Genomic DNA, 21099 nt, shown 5'->3' with positions numbered 1-21099 from the left:
TCCCATCCCCCCACCCCCCCTAGCCACGCACACCAACGCTTTAAAACCCTGTGTTTGGAGTTTGAAGAGCGCATAGACTGGAGCGCTTTTGCGTTGTGGCTGAGTTTCTTGCTCTACAGATATGGGGATCGCATTTTGCGCACAAAGGGTCTTATCCGCACAGAGCAAGCCTGTATCGCGCTCAATGGTGTACAGCACATCATCTACCCCCCCACCCATTTAAACCCCACACAAGAGCGCCTATCCCAATTAGTCTTCATCCTCAAGGATTTAGACCCCCAAGCTATCTACACTTCTTTAACAACCTTGTTCAACGCTCTGGGTATTGCATGGTGTCCGCGCATGTCTTTGGGCTAAAATTTAGCCTCTTTAACCGGCAACAACACCACAANNATTCCACAAAAGACAAATAGGCTAAAAAAACTCACATGGTGCAGACCCGCGCTAAAGATAAAAGAAAAGAGGGCTTGGAAGATGGCAAAATTAAAGGTGAGCCAACTTGAAGCGCGCGCAAAGGCATCCTTGCCCACTAAGCGCAACGCCATAGCATTTGTGAGCGCGACATTCCCCGTTGTAGTGCAACCCATTAAAAAGATAGAGAGATTGAGCCAAGCCAAATGAGAAGAAAAAGCAGGAATCAAGCAGGCGAAAGCTTTGATCGCAAGCACCACAATAGAAGCCCATTTCAAGCCAATCCCCCTAGCTAAAAACCCGCTTAAAATCGCCCCACATGCCGATCCCAAACCAAAGAACGCCCAAGACGCGCCCGCAACAGCGTTACTAAAATGCAGGGCACGCACGAGATAATCCACCCAAAAGAGGGTGTGGGGGAGATAGCCAATGGCATTGAGCACATAGGAGATCACGAGTAAGAGGAAAAAGAACGAAGGCTTGAAGTTAGAGGTTTGGGAGGGGGATTTGGGAGGATGGAGGGGTTTTAAAGAGAAGAGAGCAAAGAAAAAAGCTAGCAGGCTCAAGCTACCTAATAAAATCCATGCCCAATGGATAAAGGGCGCAAACAAGGGCAACACAAAGCCACTAAAGATCGCCCCTATCCCAATCCCGCTAAAAATAAAGCCACTCACGCTAGATCGGTGTTTTTCTTTCACAAGACTTAGAGACAAGGGAGCAGCCAACACCATCAACGCCGCAGAGGCTAACCCGGCTAAAAAGCGCCACGCCCACGCCCACACAAAGGGCAGAGAATCAAAAAAACAGGCAAAGAAACTTAAAGCGATGCACAAAAAGCTTAACTTCGCGATCGCTTCTAAACTCCAATATTTTTGCAAAACCCCGATGCTAAAGCTTCCGAAAATATAGCCCACTAAAATCGCAATGCCTAGCTGGATGCTCTGATCGGGCTGGAGCTTGCCTGAAACAATGAGCATAGGGATGAGCACCACATATCCAAAACGCGCCAAGCCATTAGCCACAAAGGTGGCTAGAAAGCAGGCAAAAATCCGCCTCCGCATGGAGAGTAACTCCTAATAATCTAGTAGTTGGAACAAGACCATAAAGACCATAACATGGGGGTACTAATGGATGAATACTTGATGCTTTTTCAAGCTTTGTAAAACCACACTTTTAAGCGTCAAGAGAGAGAGAGTTTTAAGGCTCAATCCCTATTAAAACTAAAGGCACGGCTGGGGTGTTGCGCCCTTGTCTGTAGAGATTATACACCTCACTTTCATAATAGGCGATCCCGCTAGACATTTGCGTGCACATCGCTTTAGTGGGGACGATCTCAATGCCCACATCAATAGCATTAGCGACATAAAAAGCCATATGTTTGACAAAGAGATCATAGGCGACAAAGGCGTATTTGCCAAGCTGCACTTCTATGGCAATACGGGATTTTAAAAAGTCGGTTTGGTTATAAGAAAAGTAGGCGATCTCTCCTTGCGCCTCTATGGCTTGCTTTTGCATTTCAGGGTTTAAATACATGGTTTCAAAGGCTAGGGATTGGTGGGGCGTGAGGTAATAGGTTTGCCTATTTTCTAGCCAACCCAAAGCATTTAAAGAAGTCTTAAAAGCTTTGTTGATCTCTGCTGGAGAAAATAAGCGATTGCCTTGTCTGCCTCTTTCTTGCGAGATTTTTGTTTGGCACACATAGGCATTGGTGTTAAGAATAACACTCTGTATCTCTTGCCACAAATCCAAGTGATGGACTTGTAAAAACTCTAGCCCATTGAGGTGAGAGTGCCAATACGCAATTTTCAATACACCCCCAATCCGCGCCACTCCTCTGGCACACGCGCCACGCCATCGTTCTTGGGAGTGTAAATTTCTTGACCCATTTTGCGCCATTTGAGCGTGCCTTTAAAGAAATCTAGCACCCGCTCTTGAGCGATTTGGCAATACAGCTCTTCTTTTTCCACACAGAGGGCTTTTCTGCCATTTTTAAGCGCGCTGATTAGCGTTGTCCCCACCCCACCAAAGGGATCTAAAATGCGCTCACCCGGATTGCTCAAAGCTAAAATGAGGCGATCAACTAATTCTATGGGGAATTGGCAAGGGTGGGCAGTTTTTTCTACATGGTTGCTCTTGACATTGACAATGTCCCAAATCTGGCGCTCCCAATCTGTGGCGACAATCTCCCACACATCTGCCGGGTTCTTGCCCTTGGGGTTGCCTGAGAGCTGCCCTTTTTTAGCTCCCTTAAAGTGGCGTTTTCCCGGGTATTTGGCCGGCACGCGCACGCTGTCTAAATTAAAAGTGTAATCATCGCTCTTGCTAAACCAGAGTATGGTTTCATAACGCCCGCTAAATCTAAGCTTGGAGTGCAAGCCATGCCCAAATTTCCAAATGATGCGGTTTCTCAGTCTAAAGCCCAAATCCTTAAAGAGGGGGTAAAAGTAAATGTCTAGGGGATAGACTTCTTTATCTTTGATGAAATTACCCACCTGCCATGCAACACTCCCACTCTCTTTAAGCACCCTTTTTAGCCCCTTTAACACAGGTTCAAACGCGCTTAAATAGTCATCTAAACTCTTGGTCTTTTCATAGTCCTTACCCACATTATAAGGGGGGGAGGTGATGATGCAATCAAAGCTAGAATCTTCTATTTGTGCCAAAATATCCAAAATAGAGCCGTTGAAAATCATGAACACTCCTTGATCTTGGTATCTTTAGTTTCTTAAATTTTAGAGTCTGTCTTACCCGCAAAGAGACTGATAAAGCCTACCAAATATGCCTAGCATTTAAAATAAACAGGTATTCTAAACTAAGAGGTTTTAAACTTAGGAAAGAATCCATGCCCTTTGTCAATATCAAAATCACTAAAGAAGATGGCCCCACTAAGGAGCAAAGGAGGCGTTGATCACCGGGGTTACAGATGTATTAGTCCAAGTCCTCAATAAAAGCAAGACTTTTACCGTGGCGATCATTGAAGAGATTGACACAGATAATTACGGGTTGGGGGGCAGAGTATTACGCAGGTACGCAAAGTGCACCCATAAGTGATTAGATTATTGGAGTTCGAAATTCAAATAGGTTGAAAGATGGTGGTCCCGACTGGACTTGAACCAGCGACCCCTACCATGTCAAGGTAGTGCTCTACCACTGAGCTACGCGACCAAAAGCCCTATTTTAATTTGCGCTTGCTTAAACTTTGTTTGAGCGCGTCTAGCAAGAGCAAACCCACGCCTACATCAATGAGCACATCGGCTAGATTGAACACGGCAAAGTCAAATTTGTAATGCCAATAGACATAATCCACCACATGCCCATGCACAAAGCGATCGAGCAAATTAGAGCTCCCAGCTCCTAAAATCAACCCAAAGGGGAGATAAGTCTGCATAAAAAACGCCCGTTGGGACAAGAGCATGATCGCCATCCCTACAATTAAGAGGGCTTGCAAATACTTGAGCCAAGGTCCTAAGAATTCTAGCATAGAAAAAGCCACGCCCTTATTGTAGGCAAGCACAATAGAGATCACGGGTCCCTCCGCTCTAAAACCCTGTAAAATCCACTGCTTGATGGCTTGATCGCAGAGTATTGCTAGTAACCCCACCCCCACAAACCAAGATAGCGCGCGCTTAAAAGACGTACCGCTCAAAGCAACTGCTCTTGTAAAAAAGCTTTGAGCTCCTTTGCTTTATTTTCTAAGAGGGTGCGCTCCTTGCCTTCTAGCAGAATGCGCAAGAGATTTTCTGTACCCGAGTAGCGAATGAGATGGCGGATGTGGGCTTTTTCTAAGGCTTGGAGTTTTTGCTCAAACCCGGGCAATTTGTCTAAGGGCTTTTTCTCTTTCACGCGCACATTTTCTAGCACTTGGGGGTAAAGATTAAAAGGGTTGAGCACCTTACTACTAGGTTGTTTGCTCTCTACCACCATCGCAGCCACCTGCAACGCGCCCATAATCCCATCTCCGGTTTTAGCATAGTCCCCAAAGATGAGATGCCCGCTCTGCTCTGCCCCAAAATTCAAACCATGCTGTTGCATCGCCGCGCTCACGCATTTATCCCCCACATCGCAAAACACCACCCCGATATGGTGTTGCTTGAGATACTCTTCTAAGGAGAGATTGCTCATGGTGGTCGCCACAATGCTCGCGTTACTGAGGGTGTTGCGCTTGTGGTTGTAAAGGGCGAGTGCGCCAATGAGCTTGTCCCCGGGCACCACCACGCCCAAATGATCCACCACCACTAGCCGATCCGCATCCCCATCTAGGGCAATGCCCAAGTCCGCGCGGTAGCGCCTCACCTCTTGGCTGAGTTCAAGCGGATAGAGCGCACCGCATTGGGCGTTGATATTGCTCCCATTGGGTTCATCATTGATCACAATCACATCTGCGCCCAGCTCGCTAAAGACTACAGGGGCGACCTTGTAACCCGCCCCATTGGCAGTATCTATCACCACGCGCATGCCCTGCAAATTGAGATGTTTAGGGAAGGAGTTTTTCAAATGTACGATGTAGCGCCCGATCACATCGTCAATGCGTTTAGCGCTCCCGATATCTAACCCAGATTGGCAACTCTGCTCCACGCGCTTGCTATCCGCAAAGATTTTTTCAATCTGTAATTCGCTCTCCCTTTGGAGCTTGTAGCCAAAGCGATCAAAAAATTTGATCCCATTGTCTTCAAAAGGGTTATGACTCGCACTAATCATCACCCCCGCATCACAGCGCATGTTCTCGGTTAAAAAGGCGATGGCGGGCGTGGGCATAGGACCGATTTGAATCACATCATAGCCTACAGAGGTGAGCGCGCTCACTAGGGCGTTTTCAATCATGTAACCGCTGCGGCGCGTGTCCTTGCCCACTAAGATTTTATTGCTAATGGCGTGTTTGCGAAAATAGAGCCCGGCAGCGATGCCCAGTTGCATCACAAACATAGGCGTGATCTCCACGCCCGCCCTGCCCCTGACTCCATCCGTGCCAAAAATCATGCGCGCCCCAAAGAAATTTAGTTCTCTTTAATTAAGATAAAGCTACAATTCTAACACATTATTTTTGATAAAAGGATTAAGTGTATGGCAAACCATAGGTCGGCGCAAAAACGCATCCGTCAAACCATTAAGCGCACCGAGCGCAACCGCTTTTATAAAACCCGCTTGAAAAATATTGTCAAAGCGGTGCGCGAAGCGGTGGCGCATAACGATCTGCCCAAAGCCCAAGAATCCCTTAAAGTGGCAAATAAAGAATTGCATAAATTCGTGAGCAAAGGCGTTTTAAAGAAAAACACCGCCTCTAGGAAGGTGTCGCGTTTGAACGCGAGTGTGAAAAAGATCGCTCTAGCCAACGCTTAAAATCGTGCTCTCTGCTAAACTAAAAGAAGTCGTGGCGCGCTATGACGCGCTCGCCCACTCCCTCACCCAACCCGAAGTTTTAAACGATGTCAAACGCCTCACTGAGTTGAGTAAAGAGCAAGCCAGCTTAGAGGAGCTCGCCACACAGGCAAAAGAGTATTTGGGTGTGTTGGACTCTATTCAAGAAAACAAAGCCTTATTAGAGGATAAGGAGTTGGGCGAATTGGCTAAAGAAGAGCTCAAACTCTTAGAAGAGCAAAGCAAAGCCCTAGAAGAGCGCATTAAGATTTTGCTCATCCCTAAAGACCCTAATGACAATAAAAACATCTATTTAGAATTGCGCGCGGGCACGGGGGGCGATGAGGCGGGGATCTTTGTGGGCGATCTCTTTAAAGCCTACTGCCGTTATGCGGATTTGAAGCGTTGGAAGGTGGAGATTGTCAGCTCTAGTGAGAATAGCGTAGGGGGCTATAAGGAGATGATCGCGCTCATCAAGGGGCAGGGAGTGTATTCACGGCTCAAATTTGAAGCGGGTACGCACCGCGTGCAACGCGTGCCCGAGACCGAATCACAGGGGCGTATCCACACCTCAGCCATCACTGTGGCGATCATGCCCGAAGCAGACGATGTGGAGATCAACATTAATCCGAGTGATTTGCGCATTGAGGTCTTTAGAGCGGGCGGGCATGGGGGGCAGTGCGTGAACACCACCGACTCGGCGGTGCGAATCACGCATGTACCCAGTGGGATCAGCGTTTCTATGCAAGATGAGAAATCCCAGCACAAAAACAAGGACAAAGCCCTAAAGATTTTAAAAGCCCGCTTGTATGAAAAACAAATTGAGGAGCAACAACAAGCCCACTCAGAGGAGCGCAAAATGCAGGTGGGCAGCGGGGATCGCAGCGAGCGGATTCGCACTTACAACTACCCACAAAACCGCTTGAGCGATCACCGCATTAATTTAACTCTCTATAGTCTAGAGGAGATCATGCTCTCAGGCAACCTAGACCCCGTGATCGAGCCCTTGATCGCGCATGCCCAGGCACAAGGATTAGAGGGGCAATAAAGTAAGCTTTAGATTTTCTTGCATACTACATGCCCGTTGATCCTGTGTTTTTCATAGACATGAAACACCAAGAGGCAGTTGGTGCTACTTTCTATGTCTTTTGTGCGTTCTCTAATATGTGTATAAATACTCTTTTGTTCGTTTTTAGTTTGCTTAAAAACTCTGTAGAAGTGATTTGCTAACAGCAAACTTAGACAAACAGAAAGGTTTTTACCCTAGCCCCAACCACGCCTGCGCTTGGGCTTTGAGCCCCTCCACATCTGCGCTAGCAAAAAAGCGCGCTTTAGAGGGGTGCTTAAGGGGGCTTAGGCGGTAGCTTTCTTGTAAATAATGCACAATCGCATCGCCACAATGCACCAACGTGCAATCTATGCGATCTTTAAAATAGTTTTTTAAGGCCGGAGCAATCCAAGGAAAGTGGGTACAGCCTAGCACCACCACGCTAGGGGTGCTGCTAAGATCGTTAAAATAATGGCGCATGCATGCATGCAAAAGGGGACCTTCTAAAATCCCCTCTTCAATCAAGGGCACAAATAACCCCGTGGCTAGGCTTTGTACATGGGAGTAGCCATGGGCGTGCAACTCCTTAGCGTAACGCCCCGAGGCGATGGTGGCTTTTGTGCCCAGTACCAAAATAGGAGTGTCCTTAGGGGTGTCTTTGGTGATGGCTAAAATCCCAGGCTCAATCACCCCCACAATGGGGATTTTAGAGCGCGCACGCATTTGGGGCAGTGCCCACGCGCTCACGCTATTGCAAGCCACAATGAGCATTTCTATGCGGTGGGGTTTGAAAAAATCTAGGGCTTCTAGGGCAAAGCGCGCGATCGTTTGGGGGTCTTTGGTTCCATAGGGCACGCGGGCGGTGTCCCCATAGTAAATAATCTCTGCAAACAAGCGCGCCTGCAACACGCTTTTAAGCACACTAAGCCCCCCCACCCCGCTATCAAAAATCCCCACACGCACTAAGAACCTTGATTCATCAAATCCAAAAACTCGGCGTTGTCCTTCGTGGTTTGCATTTTAGAGTAGATGAAGTTGAGCGCTTCTACATCGTCCATTTGTTGCATCACATTGCGCAAGACCCACACTTTTGTGAGTTTGTCTTTACCTAGCAAGATATTATCCTTGCGCGTGCCGGATTTGAGCACATCAAAGGCGGGGTAAATACGCCGATCGGAGATGCTACGCGCTAGTACAATTTCGCTATTGCCCGTGCCTTTAAACTCCTCAAAGATCACCTCATCCATGCGCGATCCGGTTTCAATCAAAGCGGTGGCAATAATGCTCAAACTCCCCCCCTCTTCAATGTTGCGCGCCGCGCCAAAAAAGCGTTTGGGGCGGTGCAGGGCGTGCGCGTCCACCCCCCCGCTTAAGACCTTGCCACTGGAAGGGGTGATCGCGTTGTACGCCCTAGCTAGACGGGTGATCGAATCTAGTAAAATAACCACATCCTTACCCATCTCTACGCGCCTTTTAGCCCGCTCTAGCACCAACTCGGCAATGCGTACATGGTTGTGTGAGGGCAGATCAAAGGTAGAGCTAAAGACTTGGGCACGCACGCTGCGTTGCATGTCCGTAACCTCTTCGGGGCGCTCGTCCACCAATAAAATAATGAGCTCCATTTCTGGGTGGTTAGCCGTGATTCCATGGGCTAGCTCTTTCATCAGTTCGGTTTTACCCGTGCGGGGCGGGGCGACAATGAGGGCGCGTTGCCCCTTGCCAATGGGGCTAAAGAGATCGAGCATGCGCCCGGTTACCTTTGTGGGTTCGTATTCTAGCTTGATTTGCTCGGTGGGGAAGAGGGGGGTTAGGTTGTCAAAGAGGGGGCGGTGGCGGATTTCATCTAGGGGGAGGTAATTGACCGCCTCAATCTTTAAAAGGGCATAGTATTTCTCTTGTTCTTTGGGGGCACGCACTTGTCCGGTAACAATGTCGCCATTGCGCAAAGCGAAACGCTTGATTTGCGAATGACTCACATAGGTGTCGTTATGGTTGTCTGAAAAACTCCCATCCATCCCCCTTAAAAAACCATACCCTTCATTGGACATCTCTAAAATGCCCGTGAAGAGAATATAGCCCCCCTGAGAGACTTGGTTTTTGAGGATTTCAAACATCAAATCTTGGCGTTTGTACTCCTGGGGGTTTTCTACCCTGAGTTCGTTGGCGATCTCTAGGAGTTTTTCGGTGGGTTTTGCACGCAATTCTTCAATGCGATACCCACTCACAGGGGTATGGGTTCTTTGTTTATGGGGTTCGTAAGCCATTAGGGTCCTTAAGGGCGGATGAGGTCAAGCCAAACCTACGCTGATATTTAAATTAGGGAAGCGATAAGACTTACTCTAACATGGCTAAAATTACAATACGCTTATTTTGGGGGGTATAAAGAACATCTGTGCGACAAAAACAAGCGCGCGTTTTCGATTTGATCATGGTGCGTTTTTATTACTATGCCAAAAACATGAATTTGCAATACGATGGACTTAAGTATTGAAGGCGCACAAGTTCAGCTTTTCTCATCTTTGATTAAGCGCCCCTTATCGATAACCAGTTGACGCGAAAAATACTTTTGGGCAATGGTTCTATCATGGGTGATACAGATCATGCTAATCTCAAATTTTTTCTTGTAATCCATCAACACTTCCATAATCTCGTGCTTAAGACGCTTATCTAGCGCACTGGTGATTTCATCTAAAAGCAATACCTGCGGCTTAACCAACATAGCTCTAGCAACCCCTAGTCTTTGCCTCTCACCTCCACTAAGTTCTCTAGGAAATCTATCTAAAAGAGCGGGGGCAAGCCTAGCATTCTGTAAAATCTGTGCTAAATCCTCCTTGATACTAAAACGCCTACATACGCTCATCAAGAGGTCCTTAACCCGTTTGGCAGGGTTAAGCGCGTTGAGTTGATCTTGAAATACATACTGGATATTTTTTCTAAATACACTTTCCTTAATTTTGAGAATATTCTCCCCTTTATACAGAATCTGCCCCCCACTCATAGATTCGAGCCTAGCGATACATTTTGCCAGTGTACTTTTCCCACTGCCACTAGTTCCCATAAGTGCCACACTTTCTCCGGTATCTATATGAAAACTAATATCTTGTAGAATCGTGTCCTCTCCATAGGACTTTTTTAAATGAGCAATGGTCAGACTCATGAGAAGTATCCCATTTTGTCTCCAAAATAAGTTATCTGCCCGCTTTCCAAGACCAAAACCATATCGCAAAGTCTGAATGCGACTTCTTCGTCATGGGTAATAACCACCCTTTGAGTCTCCAGCTGCAAGAGTAATTCGATGACGCTATGGGTATTGTCTGCATCTAAGGAGCTTGTTACCTCATCTAGCAAGAGAATTTTAGCTTCTAGGGCTAGATTGAGGGCGATTTGGATTCGGCTTGCCATTCCACGACTAAGCTCATACGGGTAGAGATTCCAAGCCTTAGAAGGAATATTGAGGCGATCAAAAATAGGCGATGCTTTTTCTGTCATCTCTTTTAAAACCATCTTAAAGGTGTCTTTGATTTTAAGATAAGGGAAAAAACAACTAATACAATCTTGGAAAACATAACTAGCCCGTCCATCCGTATATAATTTGGCGTAGTCTGCCCTAAGACTATTAGGCAGAATACCACAGATAGCTTTACATAGGGTGCTTTTCCCACTCCCGCTACTCCCTAAAATTGCTAAATGGGCATCGGTAGCAAAACTGATACTATGTAAAATCTGAGTCTGGGGTGTGTGGACATTCAGACGCGCGACCTCAACCATGTTTTTGCACCCTTTCGCCTAACAGCATCAGGGTAAACACGATAGCAAAGACAACCAAACCGGGGGTTAAGACAAGCCACCATGCCCCTATAAAAATCGCTTGCGAAGCTTCGTTAAGCATATTACCTAAACTCGCCTCGCCCACCATCAAACCTAACCCAAAAAAACTTAACAAGGCTTCTGTGCTAATGGCATGCGCACAGGTATTCACAAAAAGTACAAACACGCTACTTTTGGCTACAGGTAGAATTTCAAAAAACATGAGAGCAAAACGCGAAGCACCCAATGCCTTTTCATTTAAAACAAACTCATTCGTACCAATGTCCGAAAATGTATCGTAAATCACTTTAGCAACACTCCCCCATGAAAACACTGCCAAAAGCAGACTAATGCTCAAAATACTAAACCCACGGTGATTAAACGCACTAAAAAGTAAGATGAGCAGCAAATTAGGTAAAGATAAGAAACCATCTAAAAAGCGTAAGAGTAGAGACTGGATCATCTTGGGAGCGTTGCATGTGATAAAGGCGAAAGCAAAGGCGATAAGAAGAGCAAACACGCCACTCAATAACCCAATAAATACAGAGTTTCTAAAGGCAAATAAGAGTCTAGAAAACTCATCGCGCCCTAAAAAATCTGTACCTAGAAAGTGTACTGTATCAGGGGGTAACTTGAGATTAAGTAAATCCACCTCACCGGGATTAAAGGGGGCACACAGGGGTAAAAGAGCTGTCATGCCTAAAAAAATAGCCGCATAGAGAATAATCTTTTTCAAGCTTGCCATCTTGGGTTTAAAATTTTTGCTACAATTTCCACCGCGAGATTAAATAAGACTACTACGATGGTGCTTAGCAAAATGATCGCCAGTGCTAACGGGTAATCTTTGTTTAAAAGCGCATTAATTGTTGTGTTACCCAGCCCTCCAATGGAAAACACACTTTCCACAATATAAGTTCCACCCAAGATTCCCGCAGCATTCGCCCCAAAATAGCTCACAATGGGTAGAAGACAATAGCGTAAAACAAGTTTTAATTGGATTATTTTTTCATCTACCCCCCAAGATCGGTAGCTAGCAATAAAGGGTTCTTTGAAAGTTTCTAGTACGACACTGCGCACGAGGCGAGTATAGATTGCTAAGTGAGAGAGGGTTAGCACGGAAACGGGAAGTACCATATGATGCAGTAAATCCCCCAAACTTTGCTCTCCCCCAAGATCATAGACACCAGAACTGGGGAAAAAGCCTAAAATCACACTGAAAAACATCACAAAAACCAACCCTAACCAAAAACTAGGCACACTAAAAAATGATAGAGTAACAACTAACACGATTTTATCCAAGAGCGAACCTCTGAATAGGGCGCTCAAGCCTCCCAATACAAGAGCTAAAATAAAACTTAGGAAAAAGCTTGTGAGTCCTAGAATTAAAGTGTAGGGTAGGCGTTCTTTGACGATATCGAGCACTTTTTCTCCACTTGCAAAACTAACACCAAAATCGCCATGCAAGAAGCGAGAAAACCATTCCAAATAGCGTACCATCAAAGGGCGGTCTAGCCCTAAATTGGCTATTACGCGCTCTTTGACTGCCGGATTCAATGCTTGGATACTATCTCCATAGATACCAGAAACAACATTGCCACTGGAAAAATCCAGCATGACAAAGATAAAAAAGCTAAAAATACAAAGGAGAAACAGGGCTCCTGCCACCCTTTTAGTGGCAAAGAAAAACACTAATTCTTACTCCATTCTTCTACATTGTGCGTAAAGCGCGCCCCGTGATGTCCCAAAATAGTGGGCTTGATTCCGTGGATTTTATCGCTGTAAGCTAAAGGATAGCGCAGATATACCAAAAATGCAAAGGGGGGATCATCGTGCAAAGCATTAATAAATTTACTGTACCACAATTTCCTTTGGGCAACTTTATCTGTGGTGCGGGCTTTTAACAGAGCTTCGTCGACTTTTTTATCGCTGTAGTGGTTATAGTTCCAACCATTTTCATTCGTGCTCGCGTCCATTTTGGAACTAAAAACGCGGTAGGTTTGCACATCTGGATCAAGTGGACTTCCCCAGCCGATGATAAAACTATCTACTTGATCGATTTCAAAAGCACCGCTATTTTTAGCAATGGCACGCGCCTTAATCCCAATCTTAGCTAATTCACTTTGCAAAACATTAGCCAAAGTAACGCGGAGTGGGTCATTGTTGAAGGCGTAGATATCAAACTCTAGAGGCTTGCCATTCTTATATAGAACTTTGTTTTTAAGCTTCCAACCATCTTTAGCTAGAATTTCTTTAGCTTTTTTTAAATCATAAGTATAAACTTGAGCATTCTTATCGTTAGCCCAACTCATTTGGATAGGGTTATTCGCGCTAAAACCATAACCATGAAGAATCTTACTAGCAATGAGCTTGCGATCGATGGCATAGTTAATCGCTTTTCTCACAGCCAAAGATTTTAAGAGCTCATTATGGAAATTAAACATCAAAGCCCTATAGTCGGCGCTACTCATGTTCATGATCTTAATGTGTTTGTCGTGCTCAAGCCCTTTGACTAAATTAGATTCGATGAGCGCGACATCTAAATTTCCATTCTTAATCTCATAAGTTCTTACATTGTAATCGGGTACAATTTTTAAGATTACTTTGCTTGCTTTGGGTTTGCCGCGGTAAAAGTTGGGGTTGGCTTCAAAACGAATATAGCTACCCTTCTGCCATTGAACAAATTTAAAGGGTCCCGTGCCAATAGGTTTTTGGTTAAACGCATCAGTATTTAAATCTTTACCCTCTAAAAGATGTTTAGGAAGCATACCAATGCTGAGTGCATCTAAGAGTGGTGGGAAAGGGGTTTTCAAAGTGATCTTCAGAGTGTAAGGATTGAGTACCTCCACACTCTTTACTTCTTCAAAGCTGGCACGCGCAGGGGCGTTGAGCTTGTCATTAAGTGCCTGCTCAATGGTAAACTTCACATCTTCAGCACTAAATTTCTGCCCGTCATGCCATAAAACATTTTCCCTTAAATAAAATGTCCAAATTAAGCCATCCTTACTTACTTTCCAACTTTTAGCTAAATCTGGCTCAACTTTCATGTCCGGAGAAAAACGTGTTAATCCACTAAAGACAAAGTCTAAAGCGCTGTCATGATCCTCATCAAAAAGAGGGTTGATACGCGTGGTTTCGTTTTCAACACCAATTACGATGGTATCCTTAGGTGTGGCAGCAAAAACATGGGTGGCTAGCAAAGCAGCTAGAAACAATTTGAACATAGAAACTCCTTATTTTTTTATCCATTCTTCTACATTGTGCGTAAAGCGTGCCCCGTGATGTCCCAAAATAGTGGGCTTGATTCCGTGAATTTTGCTACTATAGGCAAGCGGGTAATTCAAGTAAACAAGGAAGGCAAAGGGCGGATTATCGTGCAGGGCATTAATGAATTTGGCATACCATGTTTTTCTTTCCACTAAACTGGTCGCTGTTCTTGCCTTGAGCAAAGCTTCATCAACTTGAGGATTACTATAGTGGCTGTAATTCCACCCGGCTTTGTTGGTACTGACATCCATTTTAGAGCTAAATACTCGATAAGTTTGCATGTCCGGATCTAAGGGACTCCCCCAGCCGATAATAAAAGAATCAACTTTGGTGATCTCAAACGCTCCGCTATTCTTAGAAATAGCGTGGGCTTTGATGCCTACCTTGCTCAGCTCGCTTTGCAAAATATTAGCAAGTGCTACGCGAATTGGGTCATGGCTACGGGCATAAATGTCAAACTCTAATGGTTTGCCATTCTTGACAAACACCTTATTATGCAACTTCCAGCCATCTTTTTCTAAGATTTCTCTAGTTTTTTTAGGATCGTAGGGATAGGTTTTGGCATGAGGATCGTTTGCCCAACTCGCTTGGATCGGGTTGTTTGCCACAGAGCCATAACCATAAAGCACCTTAGTAGCGATGAGCTTGCGGTTAATAGCGTATTCAATTGCCTGACGCACTGCCAAGGACTTTAGGATTGGATTGTGGAAATTGAACATTAACGCCCTATAGTCTGCGCTTTTTAAGTCCATGACTTTGACATTCTTATCATCTTTAAGTTTTCCTACCAAATTAGGCTCAATTAACGCCACATCTAACGACCCATTCTTAAGCTCATAAGTGCGCACTCTATGATCGGGGACGATTTTTAAGATCACCTTGGGGGATTTTGGCTTGCCCCGGTAAAAATGTTGGTTAGCTACAAAACTGATGTGATCGCCCTTCTGCCATTGAACAAGCTTAAAGGGTCCTGTACCGATGGGGTGTTGGTTGAAAGAATCGGTACTGATATCTTTATTTTGCAATAAATGCTTAGGCAGAATACCCATACTGAGTACATCCAAGAGGGGGGGGAAAGGAGTCTTGAGTGTGAACTTAATCGTGTGGGCATCCACCACCTCTACTTTTTTAATCTCCTCAAAATCTGCCCGGGCCGGGGTATTAATTTTATCGTTAAGTGCTTGGTTGATCGTAAATTCCACATCTGCTGCACTGAATTTCTGCCCGTCATGCCAAAGCACATCGTCTCTTAAATGAAAAGTCCAACTGAGTCCATCTTTACTGACTTCCCAACTTTTAGCTAAATCTGGCTCAACTTTCATGTCGGGAGCGAATCGGGTCAATCCGCTATAAACAAAATAGAGCGCAGGGTCATGAGGACCATCAAATAAAGGATTAATGCGTTTAGTCTCGTTCTCAACACCAATGACAATAGTATCCTTGGGCGTAGCAGCAAAAACATGTGCTACCAAAAAACAAGCCATAAAAAATTTCCCGATCATCCACTTCCTTCAAATACGATTCGCCTCGTTATAGTATTATTTTCTGAATTATATATTAATAAATTACATATTAGCTTGGATGTTTCAAGTCGTACAAATTGATCGAAATCCCGCACCTATTCAGAGGATTACACAGCCCCCCTTTAGTCCCCGTTTGTTAGAATACACGCACTTTTGTATCAAGGTTTGTATCAAGGTTAGCTGTGGAGCTTTACCAGACTCTCTTGCACTTTTTCATAGATCCCACACAAGTACTTTTGGCTGGTATGGGAGATAGAATTTTAGATAACTTAAAACTGCCCTTGAATATCGTTGTTAGCTTAGCTTTAATGGCATGGGCATATCAACGCATACGCTTGGGAGATTTATTTTACTCCAACACCTTATTCTCTCTAGCGGGTTTTGCGGGCTTTTTTGTACTTTTTAATTATGCGTGGAAACACCCGCAAGACTTTTATGCTACCCTTAAAAGTCTCGTTTTCTATGGCGCAGATGTTTTGATGGCAATTGTACGCTCTAGCCTACAAAATTCTAGTTTTGGTATAGATAGCACACATTTAGATTTTGCCTTCCTGACTAACCAGACCTTCCACACTCTAGGCTTGTTATTACAAATTATGGATACTTCTACTTCAAACATCCATAGTTTTCTTGGTATGGCTGTTCTGCTTTCTCAGGGCGCATTGCTTATTTTATTGTTAGCTCTAGCTTTAATGATCGCTATTGAAATTTATCTTTGGTTGGCTTTAGGGGTGTTGGTATTGCCACTAGGTTTCTTTGCCAATACTAGGGCGATACTTTGGCTCTACCTGAAAAAGTGCGTTGCTTTGAGTTTCTATCAACCCCTAATCATATTGCTCGCTTGTTACAATGCTCGTGTGTTGCAGACTTTGATCCCTACACTCAGTACTCCACAAGCTTATGAAACTTATTTGCTTGTCGTTGTGAGCACACTCTTAGAAGTTTTTTTAGTGCAGCGTATACCTCGTTTTATCCAGTCTCTATGCCATACACAAGGGGGAGTTCAGGATATTGTGCAATTAGTCAGTCTTAGCAAAACTAGCTTTTCACATGGGATAAATACGCTCTATCAAACTAGTACCTATAGCTCAAATCACTCTAGCACATCCGCCACATATACTGACACCATTTCCCAAGAAATGTCTTTGCATATCCAAACTCTTTCAGACCCAAAGCCCCATCTTGATACCACGACCATAAACACCGGACATAAACATTAGAGATCATGGAGTTTGAGCTTAATCTTAAGCCTTGATCTATCTGAAATGAAAAGCAAAAATCTCGCGTGCGGCAACAATCCCTAAAACATGCTAGCTGCCCTACTCTTAACGCGCTTAAAGCTGTTTTTTGCTTTGGAGTGCCTTTTTATGCGACGATCTGGTAGAGTGTTTTTGCCATTGTTATGACCTCTTGACCTCTTTTGCAGTCTTCAGTTTGATTTTTTGTGTGTCAATATCTTTAATTTCTTGTGGGATTTTAAAAGAATTTTTTAAATCTAACCAATCGCATTCTCTTAAAGTGATCACTTCATTGAGATAAAAACTAACATAAACATCTCCTAGTTTGGAAATAAATTTTTCTGCATCCACCTTTTCATGAGCTATGCGACAATACGCGTCATCCTTTTCAAAGCCTATAAAATTCCTTTGTAGTCTCTTTGCAGCGATGGCTGTAGTGCCTGTACCTAAAAAGGGATCCAGAATCACATCACCAGCTTCTGTACTCATTAAAAGGATACGTTCTAGCAAATGCAGGGGCAACTGACAGGGGTGTTTATCTCTCTTTTTAGCATGGCGAATCCGATGTATATCAGCCCATACATCAGAACAAAGTGGACCAAAGGGATGCAACATTCCTTTTTTACCCCCATAATCTTTTAAAAGCGCGCCTTTCCTATCCCTTTTATGCGGGTAGCGGATTTCCTTAAAACGCCCACTTATATCTCCCTTAGAATAGAATAAAATACCATAATGAGCGGGTTGCAAGGTTTTTCCCATAGGCGCACTCATTGCATCCCAGCTGATCCAATGCCTAAATACAGCTCGCGTATTGAGGAAAGAGGCATAAAAAGTAAGCCATTTTGGAATATTGTGCAAAAAAAGGCAACCATTACTCTTAAGCACCCGCAAACATGCATCTATCCACACTTCGCACCATTGGACATACTCTGAGCATTCGAGCTTATCTTTGTGAGAGTTATATTTTTTCTTGAGGTTAAAAGGAGGATCGGCAAAGATACAATCGATGCTGTTATCGGGGACATGTTTAAACAGCTCCAAACAATCTCCATGCAAGATTCGGTTTAAAGGAAGATCAGGCATTTTTTAAGTTATTCTGTATGAACACTCTGAAGCGTTCTAACTCATCAGCTCTAAAAGTGAAAACATCTTGGTAAGCTTCTACCATGCGTTTTAAATCCTGTTTTCTGACATACCAGTCAATGCCATCAATAAAGCCCACAAACTTGGTTTTTGGATAGTATTTTTTGACAAGCTGAGAGATCGCTAGCTCCGTTTTTGCTTTATCGCCTTGTCCACTGCTTGTTGTGCTCAAAAATGAGGATTCTATAATAAGTTGTGGTTTCTCTTTATTGGGGATTATAAAATCCATTGTGCGCTTCTTAAGTCCTTCATACGTGCTTAAAAGGGGTAAATCTCCACTTTCAAAAGAGATGTTACAGTCCTCTAAAATACCCCTAATCGCCGATTCAGGATTATTGCCCATAGAACCGCTATAAGACCCTTTCTGTCTGTAGCGAATTAAAGTATCCAGCATAGCATGGGGCTCAAAACTCATTTTTAACAAGTTGAGCTTGCTTAGCTCAAACAGAGGCAGAGTTTTAGCCAAGAACGGGTTAGAGGAACCCTTAAAAAAAAGATTAACAAGTCCGCGAGCAAAGTCCCCATTATCCCTAATAAGATTCTTTATCTTGGCATCGCCCCATTCCCTAATATCTCTCTCATCCTTGTTGTTTCCCCACCCCTCTAGACATAAAAGTCTAGATAATTCCCTATCTTTCACAATCCTTGCTATCGTGATGATGCGCTTAAGATTTTCATAGGCTAGCGCATTGAGCACAAGCAGAGCCTCCAAGCCAAACTCATGACACCTCATAAACTCTACAAAAACTTCTTCTTGACAACCTCTATTGCGGATTGTATTTTGCAGGTTCAGCAGTAAAGTTTTGAGGCAATTTATGGTGCTCGCCTCGCATTCTTCCTCAAACTTTGTGTTCGAAAAATAAAAGGAATTTCTCTCTATGACGACTTGATACTTATCCATTCCTCTACTTTTTCAAGTTCTGTATGATGACAACGCTAGGAGTTATATCTTTGAGCCCCTTTATAATTTCTAAAGCTATCCTCATTGCCAAATATATAGAGTTTGCCATCTAGCAGGCACTAAAGTTATCTTAGTAGGGCGTGGTAATAGCCATCTTAGCAAAAAGCACGCGAATGGGTGTTCGATTAACACGCTCCATAGCTAAAGCTCAGGGGAACCTACGGCGCGCATGGCAAGTCTTAAAGGTCTATACGGGCGCACAGAAAGGGCATCCCTGTCTGCACACTCAAAGCTAGGGATCAGCTAGTATAAGTTAGCAATTTGTAATTAGCCTTTGCGCTTTTCTACGATTTCTTTAGCAATATTGGCAGGCACTTCACCATAGTGATCAAACTCCATTGAATAAGTGCCCCTCCCCTGCGTAGCTGAACGCAAATCCGTAGAATAGCCAAACATCTCCACCAACGGTACAAAAGCATTCACGATTTTAAGTCCCAAGCGATCTTCCATCGCATTGATTTGTCCCCTGCGCCGATTCAAATCTCCAATTACATCGCCCATATATTCTTCGGGCACTTCTACTTCGACCTTCATCATCGGTTCTAAAAGCACTGGGTTAGCTATTCTACAGGCTTCCTTAAAAGCCATCGAGCCGGCAATTTTGAATGCCATTTCTGAAGAATCCACTTCATGATAGCTTCCATCATAAAGTGTTACTTTAAAATCTACAACAGGATAACCTGCCAAAACCCCGCTTTGCATCGCCTCTTGAATGCCTTTATCGACAGCGGGAATATATTCTTTAGGAATCACACCACCGCTGATCTGATTCACAAATTCGTAACCACTTCCGGGTTCTTTAGGCTCCAACTTGATAAAAACATGCCCATACTGCCCTCGTCCACCGGATTGTTTGGCGTATTTATGTTCCTTTTGTACCTCGCTTCGAATGGTTTCTCTAAAGGCAACTTGGGGTTGACCAACCTCTGCTTCGACTTTAAACTCTCTCTTAAGGCGATCAACTATGATTTCTAGATGTAATTCGCCCATGCCTCCAATCAGAGTCTGCCCAGTCTCCTCTTGGGTCATCACTCTAAAACTGGGATCTTCCTCAGCAAGCTTACCCAAAGCCACACCCATTTTTTCCTGATCGGCTTTGGTTTTAGGCTCTACAGCAATATGAATAACAGGTTCTGGAAACTCCATACGTTCTAGCACGACAGGGCTTTTCTCATGACAGAGTGTATCGCCAGTCAGAGTATCTTTGAGTCCTACAAAGGCGCAAATCTCACCCGCATAAACCTCTTTAATGTCTTCGCGCTTGTTGGAGTGCATTTTTAACAAGCGTCCTACGCGCTCTTTTTTATCCTTAGTCGAGTTATAGATATAGCTACCAGATTCAAGTTTGCCACGATAAACCCGTACAAAGGTGAGCTGTCCCACAAAAGGGTCTGTCATAATTTTAAAAGCCAGTCCAGCAAAATCGCCTTCATCACTGGATTGCACCTTAATCTCTTCGTCACTCTTGGGGTCTACACCCTTGATATCTGCCACTTCAGTGGGTGCAGGCAAGTAGTCAATAACCGCATCCAATAAAGTCTGCACACCCTTATTTTTAAATGACGAACCACAGAGCATAGGAATGAGCGCCATATTCAAGCAACCGATTTTAATCCCGCGCTTGATCTCCTCTACGCTCAAGGTCTCTCCACCTAAATACTTTTCCATCAAAGATTCGTCTTGCTCAGCAACCGCCTCTAATAATTTATCGCGGTACTCTTGTGCTTTGGCTTGCAAGTCAGAGGGGATCTCTTCCACATCATATTTAGCCCCCATCGCCTCATTATTCCAAATGATCGCTTTCATCGCCACCAGGTCAATTACGCCTTGAAAAGTATCTTCTGCACCAATGGGAATATTAATGGGGATAGGATTAGCTTTCAAGCGTTCTTTAATTTGGCTTTCTACGCTGTAAAAATTCGCGCCGATGCGATCCATTTTGTTGACAAACACGATACGAGGCACGCCGTATTTGTTTGCCTGTCGCCATACGGTCTCACTTTGGGGTTGCACTCCGCCCACAGAGCAAAAAACTGCAACCGCGCCATCCAAAACACGCATGGATCGTTCCACTTCAATAGTGAAGTCCACATGCCCGGGAGTGTCGATCAAGTTAATTTGATGATCCTGCCAAAAACAAGTCGTCGCCGCCGAAGTGATAGTGATTCCGCGTTCTTTTTCCTGTTCCATCCAATCCATCGTCGCCGCGCCATCATGCACTTCACCAATCTTATGGCTAACCCCGGTATAAAATAAAATCCGTTCGGAAGTTGTGGTTTTACCCGCATCGATGTGTGCAGCGATTCCAATATTTCTAATTTTTTCTAAAGGAGTTTTGCGTGCCATCGC

General features: G+C 44.4%; 20 protein-coding genes, 1 tRNA gene and 1 pseudogene. 5 read left to right on the top strand and 17 right to left on the bottom strand.

Annotated features, from left to right (window positions below; translation table 11 throughout):
* Window positions 1-357 (top strand): CobW C-terminal domain-containing protein (locus C6G87_RS07970; protein WP_199767676.1); only part of this gene is annotated, 357 nt, incomplete at its 5' end.
* Here C6G87_RS07970 and C6G87_RS07965 read toward each other — a convergent pair.
* The 3 genes from C6G87_RS07965 to C6G87_RS07955 form a co-directional block, all read right to left on the bottom strand.
* Window positions 354-1472, bottom strand: coding sequence for a YbfB/YjiJ family MFS transporter (locus C6G87_RS07965; protein WP_199767675.1), 1119 nt, complete (start codon window positions 1470-1472; stop codon window positions 354-356). The genes C6G87_RS07970 and C6G87_RS07965 overlap by 4 nt on opposite strands.
* A 136-nt stretch (window positions 1473-1608) precedes the next feature.
* A complete protein-coding gene (locus C6G87_RS07960; RefSeq protein WP_104752963.1) occupies window positions 1609-2220 on the bottom strand; it encodes a BglII/BstYI family type II restriction endonuclease in 612 nt (203 codons plus the stop codon).
* Entirely contained in the window at window positions 2217-3104 is an 888-nt protein-coding gene (locus C6G87_RS07955) for a DNA-methyltransferase (protein WP_104752962.1), read from the bottom strand. Before C6G87_RS07955 ends, C6G87_RS07960 begins: the two co-directional genes overlap by 4 nt.
* 149 nt (window positions 3105-3253) lie before the next feature.
* Here C6G87_RS07955 and C6G87_RS07950 point away from each other — a divergent pair.
* Window positions 3254-3458: pseudogene (locus tag C6G87_RS07950) on the top strand (2-hydroxymuconate tautomerase family protein).
* Window positions 3459-3501: 43 nt separating this feature from the next.
* On the opposite strand, the gene C6G87_RS07945 reads toward C6G87_RS07950, so the two are convergent.
* From C6G87_RS07945 to glmM, 3 genes are all read right to left on the bottom strand, one after another.
* Window positions 3502-3576, bottom strand: a tRNA-Val gene (locus C6G87_RS07945).
* A 7-nt stretch (window positions 3577-3583) separates the two neighbouring features.
* Entirely contained in the window at window positions 3584-4057 is a 474-nt protein-coding gene (gene lspA, locus C6G87_RS07940; protein ID WP_104752961.1) for a signal peptidase II, read from the bottom strand.
* The gene (gene glmM, locus C6G87_RS07935; protein ID WP_104752960.1) at window positions 4054-5388 is read right to left on the bottom strand and encodes a phosphoglucosamine mutase; all 1335 of its coding nucleotides are present in this window, start codon (window positions 5386-5388) and stop codon (window positions 4054-4056) included. Before glmM ends, lspA begins: the two co-directional genes overlap by 4 nt.
* A gap of 84 nt (window positions 5389-5472) precedes the next feature.
* Here glmM and rpsT point away from each other — a divergent pair, with 84 nt between their 5' ends.
* Window positions 5473-5748, top strand: coding sequence for a 30S ribosomal protein S20 (gene rpsT / locus C6G87_RS07930; protein ID WP_104752959.1), 276 nt, complete (start codon window positions 5473-5475; stop codon window positions 5746-5748).
* A gap of 4 nt (window positions 5749-5752) precedes the next feature.
* Window positions 5753-6814, top strand: coding sequence for a peptide chain release factor 1 (gene prfA, locus C6G87_RS07925; RefSeq protein ID WP_104752958.1), 1062 nt, complete (start codon window positions 5753-5755; stop codon window positions 6812-6814).
* Between the two features lie 210 nt (window positions 6815-7024).
* Here the strand turns inward: prfA and murI are convergent, their stop codons facing one another.
* The 8 genes from murI to C6G87_RS07885 all read right to left on the bottom strand — a co-directional run bounded on the left by murI (window position 7025) and on the right by C6G87_RS07885 (window position 15387).
* A complete protein-coding gene (gene murI, locus C6G87_RS07920; RefSeq protein WP_104752957.1) occupies window positions 7025-7777 on the bottom strand; it encodes a glutamate racemase in 753 nt (250 codons plus the stop codon).
* Window positions 7777-9078, bottom strand: a complete 1302-nt coding sequence (gene rho / locus C6G87_RS07915) for a transcription termination factor Rho (protein ID WP_104752956.1) — start codon at window positions 9076-9078, stop codon at window positions 7777-7779. Before rho ends, murI begins: the two co-directional genes overlap by 1 nt.
* A 239-nt stretch (window positions 9079-9317) precedes the next feature.
* Window positions 9318-9971, bottom strand: coding sequence for an ABC transporter ATP-binding protein (locus C6G87_RS07910; RefSeq protein WP_104752955.1), 654 nt, complete (start codon window positions 9969-9971; stop codon window positions 9318-9320).
* Window positions 9968-10582, bottom strand: a complete 615-nt coding sequence (locus tag C6G87_RS07905) for an ATP-binding cassette domain-containing protein (RefSeq protein WP_104752954.1) — start codon at window positions 10580-10582, stop codon at window positions 9968-9970. Before C6G87_RS07905 ends, C6G87_RS07910 begins: the two co-directional genes overlap by 4 nt.
* Window positions 10575-11366 carry an ABC transporter permease gene (locus C6G87_RS07900; protein ID WP_233709073.1) on the bottom strand — a complete coding sequence of 264 codons (792 nt, stop codon included), beginning with the start codon at window positions 11364-11366 and terminating at the stop codon, window positions 10575-10577. The genes C6G87_RS07905 and C6G87_RS07900 overlap by 8 nt, the downstream gene beginning before the upstream one ends.
* A complete protein-coding gene (locus tag C6G87_RS07895; RefSeq protein ID WP_104752952.1) occupies window positions 11354-12310 on the bottom strand; it encodes an ABC transporter permease in 957 nt (318 codons plus the stop codon). The genes C6G87_RS07900 and C6G87_RS07895 overlap by 13 nt, the downstream gene beginning before the upstream one ends.
* Complete coding sequence (locus C6G87_RS07890) at window positions 12310-13842, bottom strand: ABC transporter substrate-binding protein (RefSeq protein WP_104752951.1); 1533 nt, start codon at window positions 13840-13842, stop codon at window positions 12310-12312. Before C6G87_RS07890 ends, C6G87_RS07895 begins: the two co-directional genes overlap by 1 nt.
* Before the next feature lie 9 nt (window positions 13843-13851).
* Entirely contained in the window at window positions 13852-15387 is a 1536-nt protein-coding gene (locus C6G87_RS07885) for an ABC transporter substrate-binding protein (protein WP_104752950.1), read from the bottom strand.
* Between the two features lie 203 nt (window positions 15388-15590).
* Between C6G87_RS07885 and C6G87_RS07880 the strand changes: the two genes are divergently transcribed.
* Entirely contained in the window at window positions 15591-16628 is a 1038-nt protein-coding gene (locus C6G87_RS07880) for a hypothetical protein (protein WP_233709072.1), read from the top strand.
* A gap of 180 nt (window positions 16629-16808) precedes the next feature.
* On the opposite strand, the gene C6G87_RS07875 is transcribed toward C6G87_RS07880, so the two are convergent.
* From C6G87_RS07875 to fusA, 3 genes are all read right to left on the bottom strand, one after another.
* The gene (locus C6G87_RS07875; RefSeq protein WP_199767674.1) at window positions 16809-17687 is read right to left on the bottom strand and encodes a DNA-methyltransferase; all 879 of its coding nucleotides are present in this window, start codon (window positions 17685-17687) and stop codon (window positions 16809-16811) included.
* 34 nt (window positions 17688-17721) lie between these two features.
* Window positions 17722-18690 (bottom strand): DpnII family type II restriction endonuclease, encoded by a 969-nt coding sequence (locus tag C6G87_RS08565; RefSeq protein WP_158653137.1) that lies wholly within the window; start codon window positions 18688-18690, stop codon window positions 17722-17724.
* A 327-nt stretch (window positions 18691-19017) separates the two neighbouring features.
* Entirely contained in the window at window positions 19018-21096 is a 2079-nt protein-coding gene (fusA, locus tag C6G87_RS07865; protein ID WP_104752948.1) for an elongation factor G, read from the bottom strand.
* Between the last annotated feature and the right edge of the window lie 3 nt (window positions 21097-21099).

The organism is Helicobacter baculiformis (genome assembly GCF_900197685.1).
GTDB classification, from domain to species: Bacteria; Campylobacterota; Campylobacteria; order Campylobacterales; family Helicobacteraceae; genus Helicobacter; species Helicobacter baculiformis.
Note: the sequence above shows the minus strand (reverse complement) of the source record. Positions and strands in the feature narration are given on the sequence as shown.

Bases quoted from the DNA above. Each gene is read 5' to 3' on its own strand.
- C6G87_RS07955 (WP_104752962.1), bottom strand. From the start codon at position 3,104: ATGATTTTCAACGGCTCTATTTTGGATATTTTGGCACAAATAGAAGAT.
- glmM (WP_104752960.1), bottom strand. From the start codon at position 5,388: ATGATTTTTGGCACGGATGGAGTCAGGGGCAGGGCGGGCGTGGAGATC.
- rpsT (WP_104752959.1), top strand. From the start codon at position 5,473: ATGGCAAACCATAGGTCGGCGCAAAAACGCATCCGTCAAACCATTAAG.
- rho (WP_104752956.1), bottom strand. From the start codon at position 9,078: ATGGCTTACGAACCCCATAAACAAAGAACCCATACCCCTGTGAGTGGG.
- C6G87_RS07910 (WP_104752955.1), bottom strand. From the start codon at position 9,971: ATGAGTCTGACCATTGCTCATTTAAAAAAGTCCTATGGAGAGGACACG.
- C6G87_RS07905 (WP_104752954.1), bottom strand. From the start codon at position 10,582: ATGGTTGAGGTCGCGCGTCTGAATGTCCACACACCCCAGACTCAGATT.
- C6G87_RS07900 (WP_233709073.1), bottom strand. From the start codon at position 11,366: ATGGCAAGCTTGAAAAAGATTATTCTCTATGCGGCTATTTTTTTAGGC.
- C6G87_RS07890 (WP_104752951.1), bottom strand. From the start codon at position 13,842: ATGTTCAAATTGTTTCTAGCTGCTTTGCTAGCCACCCATGTTTTTGCT.
- C6G87_RS07885 (WP_104752950.1), bottom strand. From the start codon at position 15,387: ATGATCGGGAAATTTTTTATGGCTTGTTTTTTGGTAGCACATGTTTTT.
- C6G87_RS08565 (WP_158653137.1), bottom strand. From the start codon at position 18,690: ATGGATAAGTATCAAGTCGTCATAGAGAGAAATTCCTTTTATTTTTCG.
- fusA (WP_104752948.1), bottom strand. From the start codon at position 21,096: ATGGCACGCAAAACTCCTTTAGAAAAAATTAGAAATATTGGAATCGCT.